This window comes from Plantibacter elymi (nom. nud.), assembly GCF_900177795.1.
GTDB lineage: Bacteria > Actinomycetota > Actinomycetes > Actinomycetales > Microbacteriaceae > Plantibacter > Plantibacter elymi.
This window is the reverse complement of sequence record NZ_FXWJ01000004.1, coordinates 420,592-443,099: the sequence shown is the minus strand read 5'-3', so window position 1 is coordinate 443,099 and position 22,508 is coordinate 420,592. Positions and strand designations below refer to the sequence as shown.

General features: G+C 70.1%; 15 protein-coding genes. 8 read left to right on the top strand and 7 right to left on the bottom strand.

Features of this window, described 5'->3' with window-relative positions; translation table 11 throughout:
• Positions 1–156 precede the first annotated feature (156 nt).
• The 4 genes from recQ (at position 157) to pip (ending at position 6,474) form a co-directional block, all read left to right on the top strand.
• Complete coding sequence (gene recQ / locus CCK91_RS14560; protein ID WP_086474590.1) at positions 157–2,160, top strand: DNA helicase RecQ; 2,004 nt, start codon at positions 157–159, stop codon at positions 2,158–2,160.
• 161 nt (positions 2,161–2,321) lie between these two features.
• Positions 2,322–4,403 (top strand): acyl-CoA dehydrogenase family protein, encoded by a 2,082-nt coding sequence (locus tag CCK91_RS14555; RefSeq protein WP_086474589.1) that lies wholly within the window; start codon positions 2,322–2,324, stop codon positions 4,401–4,403.
• Positions 4,404–4,493: 90 nt separating this feature from the next.
• Positions 4,494–5,381 carry a KPN_02809 family neutral zinc metallopeptidase gene (ypfJ, locus tag CCK91_RS14550; protein ID WP_086474588.1) on the top strand — a complete coding sequence of 296 codons (888 nt, stop codon included), beginning with the start codon at positions 4,494–4,496 and terminating at the stop codon, positions 5,379–5,381.
• A 133-nt stretch (positions 5,382–5,514) separates the two neighbouring features.
• Positions 5,515–6,474, top strand: a complete 960-nt coding sequence (gene pip / locus CCK91_RS14545) for a prolyl aminopeptidase (protein ID WP_079705114.1) — start codon at positions 5,515–5,517, stop codon at positions 6,472–6,474.
• A 91-nt stretch (positions 6,475–6,565) separates the two neighbouring features.
• On the opposite strand, the gene CCK91_RS14540 is transcribed toward pip, so the two are convergent.
• Both CCK91_RS14540 and CCK91_RS14535 read right to left on the bottom strand, forming a co-directional pair.
• Complete coding sequence (locus CCK91_RS14540; RefSeq protein WP_086474587.1) at positions 6,566–7,288, bottom strand: polysaccharide deacetylase family protein; 723 nt, start codon at positions 7,286–7,288, stop codon at positions 6,566–6,568.
• A 101-nt stretch (positions 7,289–7,389) separates the two neighbouring features.
• Positions 7,390–7,881 (bottom strand): adenylyltransferase/cytidyltransferase family protein, encoded by a 492-nt coding sequence (locus tag CCK91_RS14535; protein ID WP_086474586.1) that lies wholly within the window; start codon positions 7,879–7,881, stop codon positions 7,390–7,392.
• 188 nt (positions 7,882–8,069) lie between these two features.
• On the opposite strand from CCK91_RS14535, the gene CCK91_RS14530 reads away from it, so the two are divergent.
• Positions 8,070–8,723 (top strand): hypothetical protein, encoded by a 654-nt coding sequence (locus CCK91_RS14530; protein ID WP_086474585.1) that lies wholly within the window; start codon positions 8,070–8,072, stop codon positions 8,721–8,723.
• Between the two features lie 220 nt (positions 8,724–8,943).
• Positions 8,944–14,340 carry a PKD domain-containing protein gene (locus CCK91_RS14525; protein ID WP_086474584.1) on the top strand — a complete coding sequence of 1,799 codons (5,397 nt, stop codon included), beginning with the start codon at positions 8,944–8,946 and terminating at the stop codon, positions 14,338–14,340.
• A 188-nt stretch (positions 14,341–14,528) separates the two neighbouring features.
• Here the strand turns inward: CCK91_RS14525 and CCK91_RS14520 are convergent, their stop codons facing one another.
• Both CCK91_RS14520 and CCK91_RS14515 read right to left on the bottom strand, forming a co-directional pair.
• A complete protein-coding gene (locus CCK91_RS14520) occupies positions 14,529–15,482 on the bottom strand; it encodes a glycosyltransferase family 2 protein (protein WP_086474583.1) in 954 nt (317 codons plus the stop codon).
• Entirely contained in the window at positions 15,479–17,020 is a 1,542-nt protein-coding gene (locus tag CCK91_RS14515) for a lipopolysaccharide biosynthesis protein (RefSeq protein ID WP_086474582.1), read from the bottom strand. The genes CCK91_RS14520 and CCK91_RS14515 overlap by 4 nt, the downstream gene beginning before the upstream one ends.
• Positions 17,021–17,122: 102 nt before the next feature.
• On the opposite strand from CCK91_RS14515, the gene CCK91_RS14510 reads away from it, so the two are divergent.
• A complete protein-coding gene (locus CCK91_RS14510) occupies positions 17,123–18,106 on the top strand; it encodes a glycosyltransferase family 2 protein (protein WP_086474581.1) in 984 nt (327 codons plus the stop codon).
• 33 nt (positions 18,107–18,139) lie between these two features.
• On the opposite strand, the gene CCK91_RS14505 is transcribed toward CCK91_RS14510, so the two are convergent.
• Entirely contained in the window at positions 18,140–19,204 is a 1,065-nt protein-coding gene (locus tag CCK91_RS14505; protein WP_242664550.1) for a glycosyl transferase, read from the bottom strand.
• A gap of 86 nt (positions 19,205–19,290) precedes the next feature.
• Here CCK91_RS14505 and CCK91_RS14500 point away from each other — a divergent pair, with 86 nt between their 5' ends.
• Entirely contained in the window at positions 19,291–19,827 is a 537-nt protein-coding gene (locus CCK91_RS14500) for an acyltransferase (RefSeq protein ID WP_086474580.1), read from the top strand.
• 10 nt (positions 19,828–19,837) lie between these two features.
• On the opposite strand, the gene CCK91_RS14495 is transcribed toward CCK91_RS14500, so the two are convergent.
• Both CCK91_RS14495 and CCK91_RS14490 read right to left on the bottom strand, forming a co-directional pair.
• The gene (locus tag CCK91_RS14495) at positions 19,838–20,896 is read right to left on the bottom strand and encodes an acyltransferase family protein (RefSeq protein ID WP_086474579.1); all 1,059 of its coding nucleotides are present in this window, start codon (positions 20,894–20,896) and stop codon (positions 19,838–19,840) included.
• Complete coding sequence (locus CCK91_RS14490) at positions 20,893–22,248, bottom strand: hypothetical protein (RefSeq protein ID WP_133060006.1); 1,356 nt, start codon at positions 22,246–22,248, stop codon at positions 20,893–20,895. The genes CCK91_RS14495 and CCK91_RS14490 overlap by 4 nt, the downstream gene beginning before the upstream one ends.
• Positions 22,249–22,508: the final 260 nt, after the last annotated feature.

Below are 22,508 nucleotides of genomic sequence, written 5' to 3'. Positions count from 1 at the left end.
GGCCCTCGATGACACTTCGGAGCCCCCACGGGGGTGGTTTGGAAAAAGATCCGACCGCGTGTCGGATGGGGTCGCGCATTAAGAGGAGAGAAATTCTTCGGATCCGTTCCTGTGGAGGGGCACCGGGGTGTCAGCCGCTGCGGCTACGATCGACGGATGAGCTGGAGCACCGAACCCGACTGGATCCCGGACGACGCGGACGCTCCCGACGACTTCGACGCCCCACCGCCCGACGACGCATACCTCGGCGGCGGTGTCGCATGGGGGAGTGGAGCGGTCGCGTCTGCTCCAGCCGCTCCGCCCGCTGCGCCTCCGGTAGCGGTGCGTGCGGCAGGCCAGAAGTTCGCCACGGCGCAGGAGGCACTCCACACCGTCTTCGGGTACGACGCGTTCCGTGGCGAGCAGCAGCAGATCATCGAGCAGGTCGCCGGCGGCGGCGACGCGGTCGTCCTCATGCCGACGGGCGGGGGCAAGAGCCTCTGCTATCAGATCCCCGCGCTGCTCCGACCAGGCACCGGCATCGTCGTCTCGCCGCTCATCGCCCTCATGCAGGATCAGGTCGACGCGCTGCTCGCCGTCGGCGTCCGCGCCGCGTTCCTCAACTCGACGCAGGATCCCGCTGAGCGCTCCCGGGTCGAACAGGCTTACCTCGCCGGTGAGCTCGACCTCCTCTACGTCGCGCCCGAGCGCCTGAGCTCCGAGGCGACGCGCCGGTTCCTCAGCCAGGGCACCATCGCCCTGTTGGCGATCGACGAGGCGCACTGTGTGTCGCAGTGGGGGCACGACTTCCGCCCCGACTACCTCATGCTCGGCGAGCTCGCCGAACGCTGGCCCGACGTCCCGCGCATCGCGCTCACCGCGACCGCCACCGGGGCGACGCACCAGGAGATCACGCAGCGGCTCCACCTCGGCGAGGCGAAGCACTTCGTCTCGAGCTTCGACCGCCCGAACATCCAGTACCGGATCGTCGGCAAGAACGAGGTCCGCAAGCAGCTCGTCGCGTTCGTCAAGGAGCAGCCGGCCGGCACCGCCGGGATCGTGTACTGCCTGAGTCGCAAGACGGTGGAGCAGACGGCCCAGCTCCTGCGCGACAACGGGGTGGACGCCGTGGCGTACCACGCCGGACTCGACGCCTCCGTTCGAGCGGCTGCGCAGTCACGCTTCCTCCGCGAGGACGGCGTCGTGGTCGTCGCGACCATCGCCTTCGGCATGGGGATCGACAAGCCGGACGTCCGCTTCGTCGCCCACGTCGACCTCCCGAAGAGCGTCGAAGGCTACTACCAGGAGACCGGCCGTGCGGGGCGCGACGGCGAGCCGTCCATCGCCTGGCTCGCCTACGGCCTGCAGGACGTCGTCCAGCAGCGGCGCATGATCGCCGAGTCGCCGGGCGACCTCGCGCACCAGCGCAACCTCAGCGCCCACCTCGACGCGATGCTGGCGCTCTGCGAGACCGTCGACTGCCGTCGGGTCAACCTGCTCCGCTACTTCGGTCAGCCCTCCACGCCGTGCGGTAACTGCGACACCTGTCTCGAACCCCCGGTCACCTGGGACGGCACCGTGCCGGCGCAGAAGCTCCTCTCGACGATCGTGCGCCTGAAGCGCGAGCGCAACCAGTCCTTCGGCGCGGGGCAGATCATCGACATCCTCCGCGGCAAGCGGACCGACCGCGTCGCCCAGCAGCGTCACGACGAACTCGCGACCTTCGGCATCGGCGAGGACCTCAGCGACCAGGAGTGGCGCGGCGTCGTCCGTCAGTTGCTCGCACGCGACCTCCTGGCCACCGTCGGTGAGTACGGCACGCTCGGCCTCACCGACGGGAGCGCCGAGGTGCTCGCGGGGAATCGGCCGGTGGCCATGCGCCGCGAGCCGGAACGTGCTGCCCGCTCCTCGTCGAGGTCGTCCTCTCGCTCGTCGAGCGCGAACGCCGAGCTCGAGCCAGCCGCGGCCGAGCTGTTCCAGGCTCTGCGTGCCTGGCGGGCCGGGGTGGCGAAGGAGCAGGGTGTCCCCGCCTACATCGTCTTCGGCGACGCGACCCTGCGGGAGGTCGCGACGGCGAAGCCCGACTCGCTCGGCGCGCTCGACGGCATCAGCGGCATCGGCGCGAAGAAGCTCGACGCCTACGGGCAGGCGCTCATCGAGGTCGTCGCCGCCAACGCCTGACGCCGCTCCTGAGAGCGAGCTGCGACAGCTGTGGGGGAGGACCAAGTCGATCGACGGCGATCGGGCGGGCCCTTGTCCACATCCCACAGGCGCTTTCACCCATCGTTATGACAGTCCTACCATTGTGGGAGGTTTTCATGGGTGAAAGGCAGGACACAGCGATGGTCGACACAGCGATCCGGACGAGCGTCAGCGGTACCACGGCAGCGACGGTCGAGGTGGCGCCGTCCGACGCGCGGATCGATGTCCCGGCGCTCGCCCACCAGCTGCTCGGCACCTGGCCGGAGGCTCGTCTCGCGTCGCGCGCACTCGCCGCCAAGCCGGAGATGCAGCGGATCGAAGGACAGTCGATGGACGACCACCGCGACCGCGTCTTCCACCAGCTGAAGCTCCTCGTCGAGAACGGCCAGGTGCTCAAGGCGTTCCCGAAGCGCCTCGGCGGCGCCGACGACCACGGCGGCAACATCGCCGGGTTCGAGGAGCTCGTCCTCGCGGACCCGTCCCTCCAGATCAAGTCCGGTGTCCAGTGGGGCCTCTTCGGTGCGGCGATCCTGCACCTCGGCACCGAGCCGCACCACGACGCGTTCCTGCCCGGCGCGATGAACCTCCACGTCCCCGGTGCCTTCGCGATGACGGAGTCCGGTCATGGCTCCGACGTCGCCTCCATCGCGACGACCGCGACGTACGACCCGGAGACCCAGGAGTTCGTCATCGACACGCCGTTCCGCGCGGCGTGGAAGGACTACCTCGGCAACGCGGCCGTGCACGGCAAGGCGGCGACCCTGTTCGCGCAGCTCATCACGAACGGCGTGAACCACGGCGTGCACTGCTTCTACGTGCCCATCCGCGACGACGAGGGCGCATTCCTCCCCGGGATCGGCGGCGAGGACGACGGCCTGAAGGGTGGGCTCAACGGCATCGACAACGGCCGGCTGCACTTCACCGGCGTCCGCGTGCCGCGTACCAACCTCCTCAACCGCTACGGTGACGTCGCCGAGGACGGCACCTACTCCTCGCCCATCAAGAGCCCCGGGCGACGCTTCTTCACCATGCTCGGCACGCTCGTCCAGGGTCGGGTGTCCCTCGACGGAGCCGCGACGTCGGCCTCCGCGCTCGCTCTGCAGATCGCGATCACCTACGGCAGTGAGCGTCGGCAGTTCAACGCGGGCAGCGACACCCAGGAGGAGGTCATCCTCGACTACCAGCGCCACCAGCGCCGGCTCCTGCCGCGTCTCGCGACGACGTACGCGCAGATCTTCGCCCACGATCGGCTGCTCGTGAAGTTCGACGAGGTGTTCAGCGGCAAGGCCGACTCGGACGACGACCGTCAGGACCTCGAGACGCTCGCGGCGGCCCTCAAGCCGCTGTCGACCTGGCACGCGCTCGACACGCTCCAGGAGGCGCGCGAGGCGTGCGGTGGCAACGGATTCCTCGCGGAGAACCGCCTCACCGGGCTGCGCGCCGACCTCGACGTCTACGCGACCTTCGAGGGTGACAACAACGTGCTGCTGCAGCTCGTCGCCAAGCGTCTCCTCACCGACTACAGCCGGAAGTTCGCGAAGGTCGACGCCGGTGCGCTCGCCCGCTACGTCGTCGAGCAGGCGACCGACCGCGCCGTGCACAGCAGCGGACTCCGGAGCCTCGCGCAGACCGTGAAGGACTTCGGGTCGACGGCACGCTCGGTGAGCCAGCTGCGCGACACGAACGTCCAGCGCGAGCTGCTGACGGAGCGCGTCGAATCGATGATCGCCGAGGTCGCGACGAAGCTGCGCGGCGCGAACAAGCTCTCGAAGCAGGCCGCGTCCGACCTGTTCAACGCGCACCAGAACGAGCTCATCGAGGCGGCGCGCGCTCATGGCGAGCTCCTCCAGTGGGAGGCGTTCACCGAGGGTGTCGAGCAGATCCAGGACCCCGGCACCAAGCAGGTGCTGACCTGGGTGCACGACCTCTTCGGGCTCTCGCTCATCGAGAAGCACCTCGCCTGGTACCTCATCCACGGGCGCCTCTCCCCGCAGCGCGGCCAGGCCGTCAGCGCGTACGTCGACCGCCTCATCGCCCGGTTGCGTCCGCACGCCCTCGACCTCGTCGAGGCCTTCGGCTTCGCGCCTGAGCATGTGCGCGCACCCATCGCGACCGGCCAGGAGGCGCAGCGCCAGCAGGAGGCCGCCGACTACTTCGCCGAGCTCCGTGCCTCGGGCGACGCTCCCGTCGACGAGAAGACGCTCACGAAGAAGTCCCGCTGACCGCAGCCGGTTGACAGGAGGCATATCGTCGTCGGCGCAAGGGTCCGGCGACGATATGCCTCACCTCGCGCTGCGCGATAGGGTGCCGACATGACGTTCAACGACAACGCCGACATCAGCGGGAACAAGGTCAAGCGACGGGGCCGCACGACCGGCATCGCCGTCGGTGGCGGCGCGGTCGGCGTCATCGTGATCGCCCTCATCTCGCAGTTCCTCGGGGTCGACGTCTCGGGCATCCTCGGCGGCGGCGGCATCGGCGGGGGCCAGCAGGAAGAGAGCCAGCTCTCCGACGAGTGCCAGACCGGTGCCGACGCGAACGCGAACGTCGACTGCCGCATGGGCGGTGCCTACTCGTCGCTCGACGCCTACTGGGCCGAGGAGCTGCCCGCGCTCGGCGTCGACTACACCTCGCCGGCGGACTTCATCATCTTCGACCAGCAGACGAACACGGGTTGCGGCGCCGCCACGAGCGCCACCGGCCCGTTCTACTGCCCGCCGGACCAGACCATCTACATCGACACCAGCTTCTACGCCGAACTGCGCGACCGCTTCGGTGCCTCGGGCGGACCGCTCGCCGAGATGTACGTCGTCGCCCACGAGTGGGGTCACCACATCCAGGCGCTCACCGGCATCATGGACCGCGCCGACCGCAGTGGTACGGGCCCGGCCTCCGACTCCGTCCGGATCGAAGTGCAGGCCGACTGCTTCGCCGGAGCATGGGTCGCCGCGGCGTCCGACACCGAGGACGCGAAGGGGGTCGCCTTCCTGAAGCCCGTGACCCAGCAGGAGATCGACGACGCCCTGAGCGCCGCGGCCGCCGTCGGTGACGACCGCATCCAGGAGGCCGCGACCGGCCAGGTGAACCCCGAGGCGTGGACCCACGGCTCCGCCGAGCAGCGGCAGCGCTGGTTCATGACCGGCTACCAGTCCGGTCCGTCCGCGTGCGACACCTTCTCGGTGTCCGCCGACCAGCTCTAGCCCGCGAGGGGTCCCGAATGGTCGGTTCCGCGTGTGCCGAGCCGGCCATTCGGGACCCCTCGCGAGCTGTGGGGCGATGGGTGCGGCATGCTAGATGAGACACGTGTCGTGAACACAGGAGGAAGTGGACCGTATGGGTGAGCCGTATCCCGAGATCGAGCCGTACGAGACCGGCATGCTCGACGTCGGCGACGGGCAGTCGCTGTACTGGGAGACCTCCGGCAACCCCGACGGCAAGCCCGTCGTGTTCCTCCACGGCGGCCCGGGCGGCGCGACGAGTCCGATCCACCGTCGGCTCTTCGACCCGAAGCGGTACCGCATCGTCCTCGTCGACCAGCGCGGCTGCGGCAAGAGCACCCCGCACGCGAGCGATCCGGCGGCCGACCTGTCGACGAACACCACCTGGCACCTCGTCGCCGACCTCGAGGTCCTCCGGAAGGCGCTGAAGATCAAGCGCTGGATGGTGTTCGGCGGGTCCTGGGGCTCGACCCTCGCGCTCGCGTACGCGCAGAAGCACACGAAGCGCGTCACCGAGCTCGTGCTCCGCGGTATCTTCACGCTGCGCGACGCCGAGCTCGACTGGTTCTACGAGGGCGGTGCCTCCGCGGTCTTCCCCGATCTGTGGGAGGGGTACCTCGAGCCGATCCCGGTCGGCGAGCGCCGCCACCTCATCGAGGCCTACCACCGCCGCCTGTTCGACGAGGACCCGGCCGTCCACGGTCCGGCGGCCGTCGCCTGGTCGCGGTGGGAGTCCTCGACGATCACCCTGCTCCCGCAGGAGGAGACCGTCGCCCGGTTCACCGACCCGCACTTCGCGGTGGCGTTCGCGCGCATCGAGAACCACTTCTTCACGAACAAGGGCTGGTTCGAACCCGAGCAGCTCATCCGCGATGCCGGCAAGCTCGCCGGAGTGCCCGGGGTGATCGTCCAGGGCCGCTACGACATGTGCACCCCGGTCTTCACCGCGTGGGACCTGCACCGGGCCTGGCCGGAAGCGGACTTCACGATCGTCCCCGACGCGGGGCACGCCTTCGACGAGCCGGGCATCCTGTCGGCGCTCATCGACGCGACGGACCGCTTCGCGAAGGACTGAGGGAATGCTCCGGTCCCTGACGACGCCCTTCGACAGGCTCAGGGACCGGGGGCGGCTCAGGGACCGGGGTCGGTTCAGGGACCGGGGATGATCACTCCGTGAAGCGCGCCCGGCGGACGGCCTTGCCCACCCGCAGGGCTTCGCCGAGCGAGCGGCCGACGAGACCCTCGCGGGCGAAGCCGCTCAGCAGCTCGGCTGCGAGCGCGCCGCGGTCGACCTCGGGCTCCGGGCCGTCGTCGACGCCGTCGGCCGGGCCGGCGAAGCCGTCGTGGGCGAGCAGGATCGAGCCCTGGTGGCAGTGCCGGACGGCGTGGGCGACGCGCTCGTGCTCGCCGACGTCCTTGACGTCCCAGGCGGTCGCGGTCCACAGCACGGTCTGCAGGCCGGCTCGCTTGACGGCCTGCCAGGTCTCGATGCTCTGCGCGCCGTAGGGCGGCCGGAACCACTCGATCGGCTGGCCGCTCAACTGCTCAAGCTCCTGTTTCGCCGCGAGGGTGCGCCGGTAGGCGACCTCCTCGGAGAAGTCGGTGAGGCGCACGTGGTCGTCGCCGTGCAGCGCGAGTTCGTGCCCACCGGCGACGATGCGTTCGAGGAGCTCGGGGTGCTTCCGCGCGCGGCCGACGAGGACGAAGAACGTCGCGGTCGCGCCGGCTTCGGCGAGGGCGTCGAGGACCCCTGGTGTGCCGTCGGGACTCGGGCCGTCGCCGTAGGTCATGACGACCGTGCGCTCCTCGGTGGCCACACCGACAATGGAACCGTGGACGGGCAGCGAACCGGTGAGGCGTGCGAGCAGCGCCTGCCGAGCCTTCGTCATGTGTCCACCGCCCTGTGAGTCGATCCGTCCAACAGTACCTCGCCGCCGCGATGCAGGGGGCGCGGATGGGCAGGCGGGGACGGGCGGGGGAGTGGCGGGGCTCAGGCCTGGACGAGTGTGGTGTCGAGCTCGCGCTGCTCGTCGAGGTGCGCGAGCGCACGACGGAGCGCGGTGCTGGAGGTGCTCATCGTGTAGGGGAAGTAGACGACCTCGACGCCGACCTTGGCGAACTCGGCTTCGAGACGGAGGCCTTCCGCGGTGCCGCGCCAGTCGTCGCCCTTGAAGAAGATGTCGAACCGCAGGGCGTCCCACGCCTGGAGCTTGTCCTCCCAGGTCTCCTCGACGGCCTCGTCGACGAAGCCGATGTGACGGACGATCTCGAGGCGTTCCGTCAGCGGGACGATCGGCTCGATGCGCTTCCGGGTGCGCAGCAGCTCGTCGGAGACGACCCCGGCGATGAGGTAGTCGCAGGCGCTCTTCGCGTGACGGAGGATGTTGAGGTGGCCGACGTGGAAGAGGTCGAACGCCCCTGCGGCGTAGCCGACGCGTCCCTGTCGTCCGGACTGCTGCGCGCTGCTCTGCTGATCGGTCATCGCCGAACGCTCCCCACTCGAGTGTTTCCCTGTCGTCTTCGGCGCGTTCATTGAGCCTCTTCCGAGGGTATGAGGGTCATCAGCGCTTGCCGAGTCCACTTTCAGGTGCCACCCGAGGAGGGGTGCCGGCTCCGATGCCCCCTGACGGGCCGGTGCGATACAGTTCCCGAGACGATCTGGAGCATGACATGGCCGAAGCAGAAGACCGCACCGAGGTGTCCCCCGCAGCACACGAAGCCGGAGCACCGGGGCGTCGCCGCCTCGTGACCATCGTGGTCTCCGTGGTCGTCGCCCTCGTCGTCGTCGGGATCGTCCTGTGGTCGACCGTCCGACCGGGCACGCCGTCGGGGCAGGGCACGACCGCGCCGTCCGCACTTCCCTCGTCCTCCTCGTCGACGCTGCCGACCGCGGAGCCCGGCTCGACGTTGCCCCCCGCCGGATCGAGCGACGGCGCGATCGGTCTCGACGAGACCGCCCCGGTGAGTGACGCGGTGAGCGTGCGCATCGAATCGTTGGAGGCCGTGGACGGCGAGGCGTCTCAGCCCGGCGAGGTCGCCGGCCCGTCGATCCGGGTGACGATCGCCTTCACCAACTCCGGTTCCGACGCCTACTCCCTGGCGGGCGCGGTCGCGAACGCCTATTACGGAGCAGATCTCACGCCGGCGATCGAGCTGGCCGCTCCGGGCGGCGTGCCGTTCCCCGAGCAGGTGGCGGCGGGCGAGACCGTCCGTGGCACCTTCGTCTTCAACGTCCCCGAGGACGCGCGCGACGCCGTCCGGGTGACCGTGGACTACGCGGCGGCCGAGCCGGCAGTCGTCTTCGAGGGATCCGCACCGCGCTGACGATCGCTCTGTATCAGACAGCTGTCGATCTGTCAGGTGTGATCGGCGCCGTCAGCGAAAGTCACCCCTGATCTGGGGGTGCATCTGCCCCCAACGGGGTGCATCGTCGTCCCCCATCTTGCGCTTGACTGCGTGGAGGACCTCATCAGCCCGCCCGCGTCTCCCGAACGTGTGTGCCAGCGGTCCGACTCCTTCACCCGAGAAGACTGCGAGATACACCATGACCACACTGCTGTTGTCCGAGCCCGCGATCACGCGGCGGACGCACCGACCATCCGGCGCGCGCCGCCTCGCCCTCGTCGGCATCACCGTCGCGGCCGTCCTGTTCGGCACGCTGACTACCGCACAGGCGGCATCGGCCGACACCACGCCGACCACCGGCCAGCCCGCGACGGTCTCGTCCGACGCCCTTCCCGCGCCGCAGATCAACGGCGTCGTCTGGGACCAGGTCGTCATCGGCAACACCGTCTACGTCGCCGGCTCGTTCACGACCGCGCGACCGGCGGGATCCGCGGCCGGTGCGAACACCGTGACCCGCAACAACTTCCTCGCCTACACCCTGTCGACGGGCGCGCTGCTCCCGTGGGCACCGAACTTCAACCAGCAGGTGCGCTCGCTGGCGGCATCGCCCGACGGTACGAAGTTGTACGCGGGCGGGCAGTTCACGGCGGTCAACGGGACGACCCGGTACCGCCTCGCGGCGTTCGACGTGGCGACGCAGACGCTGGTCGCCGGCTTCGCGCCCTCGATCAACTCGATCGTCAAGGCGGTCACCGCGACGGACACGACCGTCTACGCCGGTGGTCAGTTCACCTCGGCGCAGGGCTCGGCCCGCGCCGGTGTGGCGGGCTTCGCCGCCTCGAACGGCGCACTGACCGGCCTCGCACCGGACGTCGTCGGCGGAACGGTGCAGGCGCTCGTCCTCAGCCCCGACTCCTCGAAGATCGTCATCGGTGGCAACTTCACGTCGGTGAACGGTTCGAACAGCCCCGGCTACGGGCTCGCGGCTCTGAGCACCACCTCCGGCAGCTCCATGCCGTGGGCGGTCAACTCCCTCGTCCGCAACGGCGGTGAGGAGGCGTCGATCAACTCGCTCACGAGTGACGGCACGAGCGTCTACGGCACCGGGTACACCTTCGGCAAGGGCGGCAACATCGAGGGCGCGTTCAAGGCCGACTGGACCGGCGGCGAGCTGCAGTGGGTCGAGGACTGCCACGGCGACTCGTACTCCGTGGCGGCCGACACCGACGTCGTCTACGTGGCCAGCCACGCCCACTACTGCGGCAACGTCGGCGGATACCCGCAGACCGACCCCTGGGGCTTCCAGCGCGCGACCGCCTTCACCAAGGCCACCACCGGCACGCTGACCGCCGACCCGTACGGCTACTACAACTTCGCAGGCACCCCGGCACCGACCCTGCTCAACTGGTTCCCGACGATCAACACCGGCAGCTACACCGGTACCGGTCAGGGCGCCTGGGACGTGACCGTCGCCGGTGACTACGTGCTCTACGCCGGTGAGTTCACCCAGGTGAACGGCACGGGCATGCAGGGCCTCGTGCGGTTCGCGAAGGCGTCGATCGCCCCGAACAAGGACGGCCCCCGACTCACCGGCTCCAACTTCGTGCCCACCGTCACGTCGTTCAGCCGTGGGACGGCCCGCATCTCCTGGCAGGCCAATTACGACCGCGACAACTCGGACCTCACCTACCAGGTGATCCGCAACAACGTCACGGCCTCGCCCGTGTACACGACCCAGGCCTCCTCCACGTTCTGGAAGCGCCCGGTCATGTCCTTCCTCGACACCGGCCTGACGCCCGGACAGTCCTACAACTACCGGATCAGGGCGACCGACCCGTACGGCAACTTCCAGCAGGGACTCAACGTCGCGGTCACCGTCTCCGAGGACGGCGTGATCAGCAGCTACCAGCAGTCGGTGCTGAACGACGGCGCGACCTCCCTCTGGCCGCTCGGCGAGTCGAGCGGGACCACCGGCTTCGACTGGACCTCGGGTGACGACCTGACCCTCACCGCCACCGGCGTGACGCGCGGAGCGGTTGGCCAGGAAGCCGCCTCGAACAACGCGGCCACCACCTTCTCGGGCGGATCCAGCTCCTCCACCGTCCAGCGGCCGTCCCCGAACGTCTTCACCACGGAGGCGTGGTTCAAGACCACGACCACCTCCGGCGGCAAGATCATCGGGTTCGGCGGATCCGCGACCGGCAACTCCTCCTCCTACGACCGTCACGTCTACATGGGCAACGACGGCCGACTGAACTTCGGCACCTACACGGGCGCGACGAACGTCGTGACCAGCCCCAAGGCGTATAACGACGGCGAGTGGCACCAGGTCGCCGCCTCACTCGGAGCGAACGGCATGCAGTTGTTCGTCGACGGGCGGAAGGTCGCGGCCCGGGCCGACGTCACGAGCGGTCAGGTCTTCAACGGCTACTGGCGTGTCGGTGGTGACAGCCTCGGTGGCTGGCCCAACGGCCCGAGCAGCAGCAACTTCTCCGGCGACATCGACGACGTGTCCGTGTTCCCGACGGTCCTGACGCGCCAGCAGGTCGACGCCCACTACGTCGCCTCCGGCCGCACGTCCACCGTCCCGACCGCACCGGCCGACGCTTACGGCGCCGCGGTGTTCGGCCTCGACCCTGCACTCTACTGGCGCCTCAACGAGACGAGCGGGTCCACCGCCGTCGACGCCGGCCCGACCGAGTCGAACGGCCTGTACTTCGGTCAGGTCACCAAGGGTGCGAACGGCGCCATCTCCGGCGTCGACAACCGGGCGGCCCAGTTCACCTCCAACGGCTGGGACGAGGGCGGTGTCTCGAGCCAGTCGAGCTACTCCAACCCGACCAGCTACGCGATGGAGGCCTGGTTCCAGACCACCTCCACCCAGGGCGGCAAGGTCATCGGCTTCGGCTCCAACCAGACCGGCGGGTCCGGCGGGTACGACCGACACGTCTTCCTGCGTCCCGACGGCAAGCTCGTCTTCGGCACCTGGACCGGCCAGGAGAACACGATCACCTCACAGGCCGCCGTCAACGACGGCCAGTGGCACCACGTGGTCGCCCAGCAGTCCGCAGCCGGCATGAAGCTGTTCATCGACGGCTCGTCCGTCGGTACCAACCCGCAGACCGGTGCGCAGGACTACACCGGGTACTGGCGGGTCGGCGGCGACAACGCCTGGCAGGGTTCGGTCCCGTACTTCAACGGAAAGATCGACGAGGTCGCCGTGTACAACGCGCCGCTGACCGACGCCCAGGTCACCCAGCACCGTGAGCTCGGCCTCGGCCAGGCTCCCAACGTGCTGCCGACCGCCGCGTTCACGAATGCCGTCGCGAACCTCCAGCTCACCACGGATGCGTCGGCCTCGACCGACACGGACGGGGTCGTCAGCTCCTACGCCTGGGACTTCGGTGACGGCCAGACCGGCACCGGCGCCACGGCTTCCCACACCTACGCCGCGAGCGGCAGCTACACCGTCAGCCTCACGGTGACGGACAACCGCGGTGGAACGGCCACCACTCAGCAGACGGTGACGGCCGTGGCTCCGAACCAGCTCCCGACCGCGGCCTTCACACCGACGGTCGTGAACCTGGACGGGTCCTTCGACGCCTCCGCCTCGGTCGATCCCGACGGGACGATCGCCTCGTACGCCTGGAACTTCGGCGACGGGACCACCGGGACGGGCGTCACCGCGACGCACACGTACGCCACGGCGGGCACGTTCAGCGTGAGCCTGACGGTCACCGACAGCGTCGGCGCGACCGCGAGCGTCTCGCACGACGTCGCCACGACGCTGGCTCCCAACCAGCTGCCGGTCGCGAGCTTCACGGCGGCGTCCACCGGACTGACGGCGAGCTTCGACGGATCGGGTGCCTCGGACCCGGACGGGACCATCGCCTCGGTGGCGTGGGACTTCGGTGACGGAGCGACCGGCACCGGGACGACGACGACCCACAGCTACGCGACGGCGGGCACCTACACGGTCACTCAGACCGTGACGGACAACCGCGGCGGCACGGCGGCCACGACCCTGAGTGTCACGGTCGCGGAGATCCCGGTGGCGTCCACCTACGCGGCGGACACCTTCGAGCGCACCGCGAGCAACGCGTGGGGCACGGCGGGGACGGGCGGAGCCTGGACCGTCGCCGGAGGCAACACCAGCTTCTCGGTCGGCAACGGCACGGGCAAGATGTCGCTGCCCGCGGGCGGGACCCGCACGGCACGCCTCAACGCGGTGTCCGCGACGGACGTGACGGTGAGCGCGAAGATCACGGCCTCCGCCGTGGCGAACGGTGGCGGCGTGTACGCGTCCGTCATCGGTCGCCAGGTCGGGAGCGCGTTCTACTCCACCCGCGTCTGGATCCAGGCGAACGGAGCGGTCCGCATCCAGCTCCTGCAGGGTGCGACGGCTCTCCAGGCCGTCACCGTCCCGGGCCTCACCTACACCGCCGGACAGGCGCTCCAGATCAAGCTGCAGGTGACGGGTGCCTCGCCCACCACCCTCGGCGCGAAGGTCTGGGTCGCCGGCGCGACGGAGCCGACCGCCTGGCAGGTCCAGGCGACCGACTCCACCGCCGGGCTGCAGTCCGCCGGCCTGGTCGGCCTCAGCAGCTACCTGTCGGGATCGACCACGAACGGACCGGTGACCGTCACCTTCGACGACCTGCTCGCAGCGACGCCGGGTGCGGCCCAGCCGACCCCGGTGAACCAGGCTCCGACCGCGTCGTTTACGGCGACGGCCTCCGGGCTCACCGCGGCGCTCGACGCCACCGCGTCCACCGATCCCGACGGCACGATCGCCTCGGTCGCGTGGGACTACGGAGACGGCACGACCGGAACCGGCTCGACGTCCTCACACGTTTACGCCGCCGACGGGACCTACACGGTCACCGCGACGGTCACGGACAACGGCGGGCTCACGGCCACGACCACGCGGACCGTCACGGTCACCGCGCCGATCGTGCCCCCGGTCGACCCCAATCCGGTCGTCATCGCGGCGGACACGTTCGCACGGACCGCGGCCAACAGCTGGGGAGCCGCGCAGACCGGCGGCCCGTGGACGCTCGCCGGGACGGCGTCGTCGTTCTCGGTGAACGGCACCGCCGGCCTCATCTCGGCCACGGCCGGGCAGTCCCGCACCGCTCGACTCGCCCAGGTCTCGTCCACCGCGACCGATTCGACGGTGTCGTTCACGATCGCACAGGCATCGACCGGTGGGGGACAGTTCGTCTCCCTGGTCGGCCGTCAGGTCGGCGCCGACAACTACGCGGCGCGCGTCTGGGTGCAGGCGAACGGTGTCCTGCGTCTGCAGCTGATGAAGGGATCCACGGCGTTGACCGCGGTGAACATCGCCGGCCTCGCGTACACCCCCGGGATGAAGATCACGGTCCGTACGCAGGTGTCCGGTGTCGGCACGACCGCCATCAAGGCCAAGGCCTGGGCGGACGGGCAGACCGAGCCCGACTGGCAGGCGAGCACCACCGACACGACCGCCGCGCTGCAGGCGCCGGGGTCGGTCGGGGTGGACACCTACCTCTCCAGCACCATCACCAACGGTCCGGTCGTCGTGAACTACACCGGCTACCGGGTCACCGCGCTCTGAGCTGACCGAGACCCGGCCGGGAGTGGACGCCGTCCTCGATGAGACGCCCACTCCCGGCCGCATCAACGGCGGTGTCCACCGGTGTTCGCAGCGCCGGGACATCGCCAGATGTGCCTCCGTCGGGATACGGAGCACACCGAGAAACGCCCCTGATGCTCATCAGGGGCGTTTCTCGGTGCGGGCCCCGATCAGTGGGTGGAGGCCCGTTCGGCGCGGATCCGCGCCGCGAGTCGGCGGCCGTCGCGGATCGCACGGACGGCGGTCCACACCACGGACGGGTTCGTCAGCAACTGCTTCCGGCCGCCCTGGAGCAGGATCTCCCACGAGACCGCGAGGGTGGAGCGCCGCCACGAGGCCTCGTCGCGCTCGCTGAGGTGGAGCGCGGCGAAGACGAGGCGGTTCCGGATGTTGTAGAAGTAGTACAGCCCCGACTTGGCCTGACCGGACGAGGTCTGTCCGACGGCCTGGGTCCCGCCCTCCGCGTGCACGGCGGTGACGCCGTCGAGGACGAGCAGCGTGCCCCCGGCGGCGACGACCTTGTGCGACAGGTCGACATCCTCCCAGTAGAGGAAGTACTCGTCCGAGAAGCCACCGATCTCGCGCCAGAGCGACAGGCCGATGGCGAGGCACGCGCCGGTGAGCCAGGGCTCGATCCGATGGAGCGGCACCGTCGCCAGGCGACGACGACGGGAGCGGATACGACCGTCGTCCAGGTACAGGTCGGACCCGCCGAACCAGAGGCTGCCGTCCGGGCGGAGGATGCGCGGCGCGACCAGGGCCGATGGGTCGGCCTCGCACGCGGCGAACAGTGCGGCCGCAGCGGCCGGGAGGAGTTCCGCGTCGGGGTTGAGGATCACGAACCGGCTGGCTCCCGCCTCGACGGCGAGTTCGACGCCGGCGTTCACGCCTGCTCCGAAGCCGAGGTTGCCCGACGGCTCCACCAGGTACCAGCCCTCGGCGGTGGCCAGGGTCTGGAGCCGGGCGCGCTCCGCGGTGGTCGTCAGGTTGTCGACGACGACCGTCACGAGCCCCGGAGCGTCCCGGGTGAGTCTCGTGAGGTGCTCGGCGAGCAGCGCACTTGAGCCGTAGTTGACGACCACGACGGCGGTGCCGCGGAAGTCGGGGACGGCGGCGGTGTTCATGCGAGACTCCCGTCGTCGGCAGGGCCGTCCGGCTCGGTCGAGGCGGCGGGTGGGGTCTTCGACCGTCGCGCGGCCGAGACGATGCTGAGGACCATCCGCAGGTCTCGACGCACGGCGGGGATCACGAGTGCGGCGAGGCCGTACACCGCGAGGTCCGCCACGATCGCGGCAAGGATCTGCAGGACGGAACCGCCGCCAACGGTGAGGACGGTCGCAGCGTACGCGGCGGCCCCGGCTGCGAGGGTCAGCAGCGAGATGCGCACGACCCCGAACAGGAGCTTCCGGATCGGGATCGGCGCCCAACGGTTCAACCACCAGAGCGAGAGCGGCCAGGACACCACCGGCTCGAGGGCGAAGCCCGCGGCCACGCCGACGACGCCCCAGTTCGACCCGATGAGCACGAAGGTGATCTTCAGGGCCGCACTCATGAGCGTGAACTGGAACAGCCGGGCGGTGAGCCCCTTCGACACGTAGACCCAGTACCCGACGAGGGCGAGGGTCTGGAAGGCACCGGCCACCGTCAGGAACCGGAGGACCGGGGCCACCTCGAGCCAGCGCTCGCCGAGACCGAGGGCCACGATCGGTTCCGCGGCGCCGGCGACGAGCCCGAGGCCAGCGACGAGCGTGTAGCCGAGTGCGACCTGTCCGCGCACGACGTAGGAGTCGAAGCGCGCCTGCTGGTCCTGGATCCGCGAGAGGACCGGGATCGCGACGCGGGTGACCGGCGCGCGGAGCTGGTTCAGCGGGTTCATGAGGAGCTGGAAGCCTCGGCTGTAGATGCCGAGCGGAGCCGCACCGAGGCGCAGGCCGATGACGAAGGAGTCCGTGTTGTTGGCCGCGTAGCCCACGAGCTGGGTGGCGACCATGTTCCAACCGAACCGGTAGAAGCCCCGCATGTCGACCCCGCGTCGCGGGAGCCGGGGGAGCCAGCGCGACGCGATGAGCACGAGGATCAGCGTCGCGAACGACAGCGTCACCATCTGCCAGGCCAGGGCCCAGTACCCGGCGCCGACGACGGCGAAGACGATGGCGACAGCGAGCGCGATGACGGCGGCGGCGACGTCGACGACGGCGAGCGTCGTGAAGCGCAGCGACCGGCTGAGGCTCGCACGGTGCTGGGTGCAGACGCCGTTCAGGAGGAAGGCGAGCCCCATGAACTGCGCGAGCGGCACGAGCTCGGGCTTCCCGTAGAGTGCCGCGATCAGGTAGGCCAGACCGAAGATGATCGCGCCGAGCGCGATGCCGATGCCCGAGTTCGCCCAGAACAGGATGTCGCGCTGTCGATCACTGAGGGTCTTCGCCTGGATCGCTGCGTTGGAGAGCCCGAAGTCGCGGAAGATCTCCGACACGCCGACGACGGCCATGACCATCGCGAAGAGGCCGTAGTCGTTGGGCGTGAGGAACCGCGCGAGCACGACCACGGACACCACCTGGACGAGGATCCTGGTGAGCTGACCGACCATCGTGACGGCCGCGCCCCGGGCGGCATGGCGGCCGAAGTCGCCGCTCGTGGTCCCCGGCGCGGTCCCGGCGGTCATGCGCACACCGCCGCGACGACGCCCGAGGTGGGGGCGGTGGGGACGTCCCGGCACCCAATAGTCTGGTCATCGATCGACGGCTCTGCCGCGGAGAGGGAGCACATGCACTCGGAGACCCCGGCCGGAGCCACCGGACGCCAGCCCGCGACCTCGTTGGTCGTGGCCATGTTGACCTTCCGGAGGCCGGACGACCTCCGGGTGGCGCTGCCGGCGCTGATCGAGCAGGCCGAGCAGGTGATCGAGCGGTTCGAGCGCGTCGAGGTGCTGGTCGTCGACAACGATCCGCAGGAGAGCGCCCGGGCCTTCGTCGAGGCGTTCCCGTCGGCGGGCCCGGTCGTGCTCACATATCGCTGCGAATCGGAGAGCGGCATCACCGCCGCACGCAACCGTGCGCTCGCCGAGGCCGCTGCGAGCGACCTGCTGGTGTTCATCGACGACGATGAACGGCCGACCGAGCGGTGGCTGGTGGACCTCGTCGCGACCTTCGACCGCGGCGACGCCGTGGCCGTGGTCGGCCCCGTCGTCTCCCGCTTCGAGCGGGAACCCTCCGCCTGGATCCAGGCGGGGGAGTTCTTCACCCGGCGCCGGATGCCGACGGGCACGGCGGTGTCGGTGGCAGCCACCAACAACCTGCTGATCGACCTGCGGGTGGTCCGCGGCCTCGGGCTGGTGTTCGACACGGCCTTCGGGCACGCGGGCGGCGAGGACACGATGTTCACCCGGACGCTGCACGCCACCGGCGGACGTCTCGTGTGGTGCGACGAGGCGGTGGTCTGGGACATCGTCCCGGCAGCCCGCAGCACGCGCGACTGGGTGGTGCGCCGAGCGTTCAGCAGCGGCAACAGCTGGAGCCAGACGTCCATCGCGCTCGAGGACTCCCTCCGCGGACGGCTCACGGCGAGGGTCCGCTGCATCGCCAAGGGGCTCGTGCGCGCGGCCGGGGGCGCGGTGAGGTCGGCGGTCGGTCTCGTCACCCGATCCCTCCGCCATCGGGCGAAAGGCGTCCGGACGCTGGCGCGCGGCTTCGGGATGATCGCCGGTGCCGTGGGGTATTCGTACGAGGAGTACCGACGCGTCGACGCCTGAGCGGTGTCCGCGTGCCGGGTGGGCTCGTGCAGCTCAGATCGCACGGACGTCGGACTTCCGCGCAGCGGAGCCGGACGCGTCCGGTCGATCGTCGCCGAGCGCCGATCGATACGCCGCGAGGTGCAGCTCGCCGGACAGGTCCCAGTCCCGGGCCGAGAGGTCGGGGGAGCTGCTCCGTGACGGATCCGAGACGACCCGGAGGGCGCGCTCGAGGTCGGCGGCGTCGAGCTCTCCCTCGTACTGCACGACCCAGCCGGGTCCCACCTCGGCGGAGAGCCGCTCGTTGACCGCGTTGGACGGGACGAGCACGGGACGGTCGACGGAGAGCGCGGCGAGCGCGCCGCCCGAGTTGTGCATCTCGCGGTAGGGCAGGACGACGAGCTCTCCCTGCCGCGCGACGTCCACGAGCTCGGCGTCGCTCAGGAACTCGAGGCTGAGGTCGATCCGGTCGTCGTCCTCCGCCAGGCCGCGCAGTTCGGCCGCGAGCTCGTCACTGGACGGCCGTCCGGCCACCCGGAGGCTGTGCTCGCTCCCGGGAAGGGCCGTGAACGCACGGAGCAGACCGTCGACACCCTTGTACCGCCGGATGAGGCCGAAATAGCTCAGGCGACCGCTCACGGCGTCCCGCTGCGGGAACCGCGCGTACCAGTCGCGGTAGTGACCGTGCGGGATGAGGGCTGCGCCGACGCCTGCGGGTGGGACCGTCTGCTCGTTGAGCACGATGACGAAGGACGTCCGGCGCTCGAACAGTCCGAGGAGTGCGTGCTCGACCCGCGAGATCCCGGACGGCCGGTGGAGGTTGTGGAGCGTCCGCACGATGGGCGTCCGCGTGAGGGCGAGCCTCGCCAGCAGGACCAGGGTGAGGAGCTGGCGGACGGCGCGTTTGGGAGCCGAGGATCCGGACACCAGGATCTCGGGCCAATGGGCGTGGAAGACGTCGTACCGACCGAGGATGGCCCCGCGCCAGGAGAACGTCCGCACCGCGACGCCGGGCGTCGTCGCGAGGTGGTCGCGCAGCATGACGATGTACGGATTCGTGGTCGGCCGCGGTTCCGGGAAGGACTGCTGGACGGTGATGGTGCTCGGGTGCTTGGTCAAGGGAATGGCCTCCGGAGACGGGGTACTGGCGGTCCGACGGTCGCCGCTAGGCTCGCAGTCGGGGAATTCGAGGATCGGATGGATCGATGGGACGACTGCGTGCCGTGCGGAAGCACTTCTGGAGCTATGCACGTGGCGTGCTCCGCGGACACCCGGGCGCGAGGATCGAGGCGGGCGTGAAGCTCGGCGGTCCGGGGACCTACCGGCTCGACCGCGGCTGCACGGTGTCGAAGGGCGCGCAGATGTGGGTCGGCGAGGGTGCGACGCTGCATCTGTCGAAGGGGTCGAAGATCGGCATGCGCACCATCGTGAACGTCGAATCGGGCCTGGAGATCGGACCGGACGTCCGCATCTCCTGGGAGGTGCAGATCCTCGACACCGACTTCCACTGGACGACGTCGCCGACCGGACGACGCCGCGCCCACACCGCGCCGATCGTCATCGAGCGCAAGGTCCTCATCGGGACGCGCTGCCTGGTGCTGAAGGGCGTGACCCTCGGCGAGGGTGCCGTCGTCGGCGCGGGCTCGGTCGTCCGCCGCGACGTGCCACCGCGCACCGTCGTCGCGGGGAACCCGGCCGTGGCCGTCGGCGAGGTCTCCGACTGGGGCAGCGCCGTCGGCTGACCGGGCGGGCTCAGCGGACATCGGAGTGCCGTGCGCGCGTCGGAGCAGGAGCCGGTCCGCGGAGGAACCCGGGTGCCTCGTAGAGCACCCGTGCCGGCCCGCGCATGGCGGCCCCGCTGATGAGCAGTGACCCGGCGATCGCGAGTCCGGCCAGCACCGGCGGGAGCCCGGGGGCCACGATCGCGATCGGTGTGACCCGCGCGAGCAGTGCGAGCAGGTAGGCCATGACGATGATGAGCGGTGTGTGGGTCAGGTAGACCGGTAGGGTGTTCGACCCGATGGACACCAGGCGCGGGATCCGCGCGAGCCAGCGGCTGACGGTCACCCCGGTGACGACGCCGAGGACGCAGTTCACGAAGTACAGGCCGGGCACCCAGCGCAGTCCGAACACGGCGACCACCGCGGACACCGCGACCCAGGAGACCATGAGGGTCACCAGGAGCACCCCGACCCGCGCGCGGCTCAGTCGGAACACCGCGTCCTTCAGGTACAGACCGGCGAGGAAGAAGAAGCAGTACTTGACCGAGCCGCTCCACCCGATGTTGGCGGTCTCCCAGCCGCTGAGCGCGGCGGCCGAACAGACACCGGCGACCACGAGCTGGATCCGCCAGTCGATGCGTCGGATGAGCTTCGCGACGACGAAGAAGATCGCGAGCGCCCAGATGAACCAGAGCTCGAACCGGGGTGCGATGGGCGAGACGACCAGGTCGCGGATCGTGCCGACGAGGTTGATCGGCTGACCCTTCATCGTGAGCCCGAGGAGGAAGACCGCCGACCCGATGACCTCCCAGATGAGGAACACCCAGACGAAGAGGGAGAGCTTCGACCGCCACAGTGCCCTCCAGGACGCGGTCAGCCACTTCGCGGCGAACAGTCCGGCCAGCATGAAGAACAGGGGCATGCGGAGCGACGACAGAGCCTCGTTGACCTGCCGCCACCCGTCGATCTCGAACCCGGCGCCGAGCAACCAGCTCGCCGAGTGGTACATGGCGACGAGGGTGATCGCGAGCCCCTTGCCGGCGTCGACCCACTCGAGGCGCGGCTTGGCCTGCGGCGTGGCGGCGGTCATCGGCGCACCGCCGACCGGGAGCTCGGCAGGGTGCGCAGCGCGACGGTCCCCGACGGATCGGCCCGGTGCCGAGTCGCCACCGGGACGAAGGCCACCCCGAGGAACAGCATCGTGAGGAGCATGGACGAGTCGATCGGGCTGAAGCACAGGTTCCACAGCATCCTGATGGCGAGCCAGACCACGAGGGCACTGGCCGCGCGGCGGGCGAGTCCGTCGCCGATGGCCCGGAAGGTCAGGACGAACAGGAGCACGATCAGCGCGGTCCCCAGGAGTCCGAAGCGCACCCACAGGTCGCCGATCATGGAGTGGACCTCGTAGCCGTTGCCGAACATGTACCGCTCGACGTAGCCGTTGTTCGGTTGGTAGCCGATGAAGGACATGCCGGTCTTCGCCGACAGGATGTCGGACAGGGTCGGGAGCGCTCCAGAACCGTAGCCGAGCGGACGGTTCACGACGAGCTCGACGGTGGCGGCGGCCTCCGGCCTGCCGCCCACGATGAGGTTCCCCGAGGTGTCGATCTGCGCCTGGGTGCGTTCCTGCGTCCGCTCACCGAGCAGCCCGCCCAGGATCACGGCCTGCGCGATGGTGTACACGGCCGCGGCGAGGACGCCGAGGCCCAGGAGTGTCCGGACCGTGGAGCCGCGTCCGCCCGGGCTCGACGGACGCAGCTGCCAGAGGACGAGGGCCGCCGTCATCACGAGCATCGCGCTTCCGGAACGGGCGTCGTTCAGGGCGCCGACGACGCCGATGACGGCGATGACCGCGAACTCCATGAGCCGGGAGCTCCAGCGCCATGCCAGGGCCAGGAGCAGGACGGTCAGCGGCAGGGACAGCCCGAAGCGCCAGACGTTGACGCTCGAGAGTCCGTTCCCGAGGGGGATGGCCGCCACCATGCCGAGCCCGAACCAGACCGCGACCATGGGGGCGCCGATCACCGTACGGGCCCAGAGCAGTGCACCGGTGCCGGCGACGAGCCCCAGCACCATGAAGGAGTTCCCGGCGAGGAGGGTCTGGCTGGTGGACTGTCCGGCGCTGCTGAACGCGGTCAGGACGGCTCCCATGGCGATCGCGGCGAGTCCGAGGACGCCGAACAGGCGGGCCTCGCGGAAGCGGGCCAGGACGGGGAGCCACACCGGGATGAGGAGGAGGGCGAAGACGTAGCCCACTTTCAGGCCCTGCGGCAGGTCGATCGACATCGCGAGGAGGACCGGGGCCGTCGCCGCCGCAGTCCGGTCCATCCACGTGTGCGGCCGGAGCGGTGTCGTCGGCACGGCCGCCGTCGGGGCGAGCGCTTCGGCGGGGGCCGTGGGGCTGGTCCGGCGGGTCGCTCGGATGCTCGGTCGTGCCGTCATGATCGCCCCCTCATGGCTCCGGTCGGATCGTCGGTTCGCCGGGGCCGCAGGGTTCGAGGACGTTCGGGCGTCGGTCGATTCGGGAGGGCCTGGAGTGGGGATGCGCCGGGTCTGCATCCGTCCACCGGTCATCCGATCCTACCGAAGGGCACCCCGGAAGGCCTTCCCCCGTTCGCGGGGATGTTGCCCCCAAAGCGAGGGGTGACGACGGAACGGCGTGTGCCGGAGCACACGCCGTTCCGATCATGATCCGGGGGTGA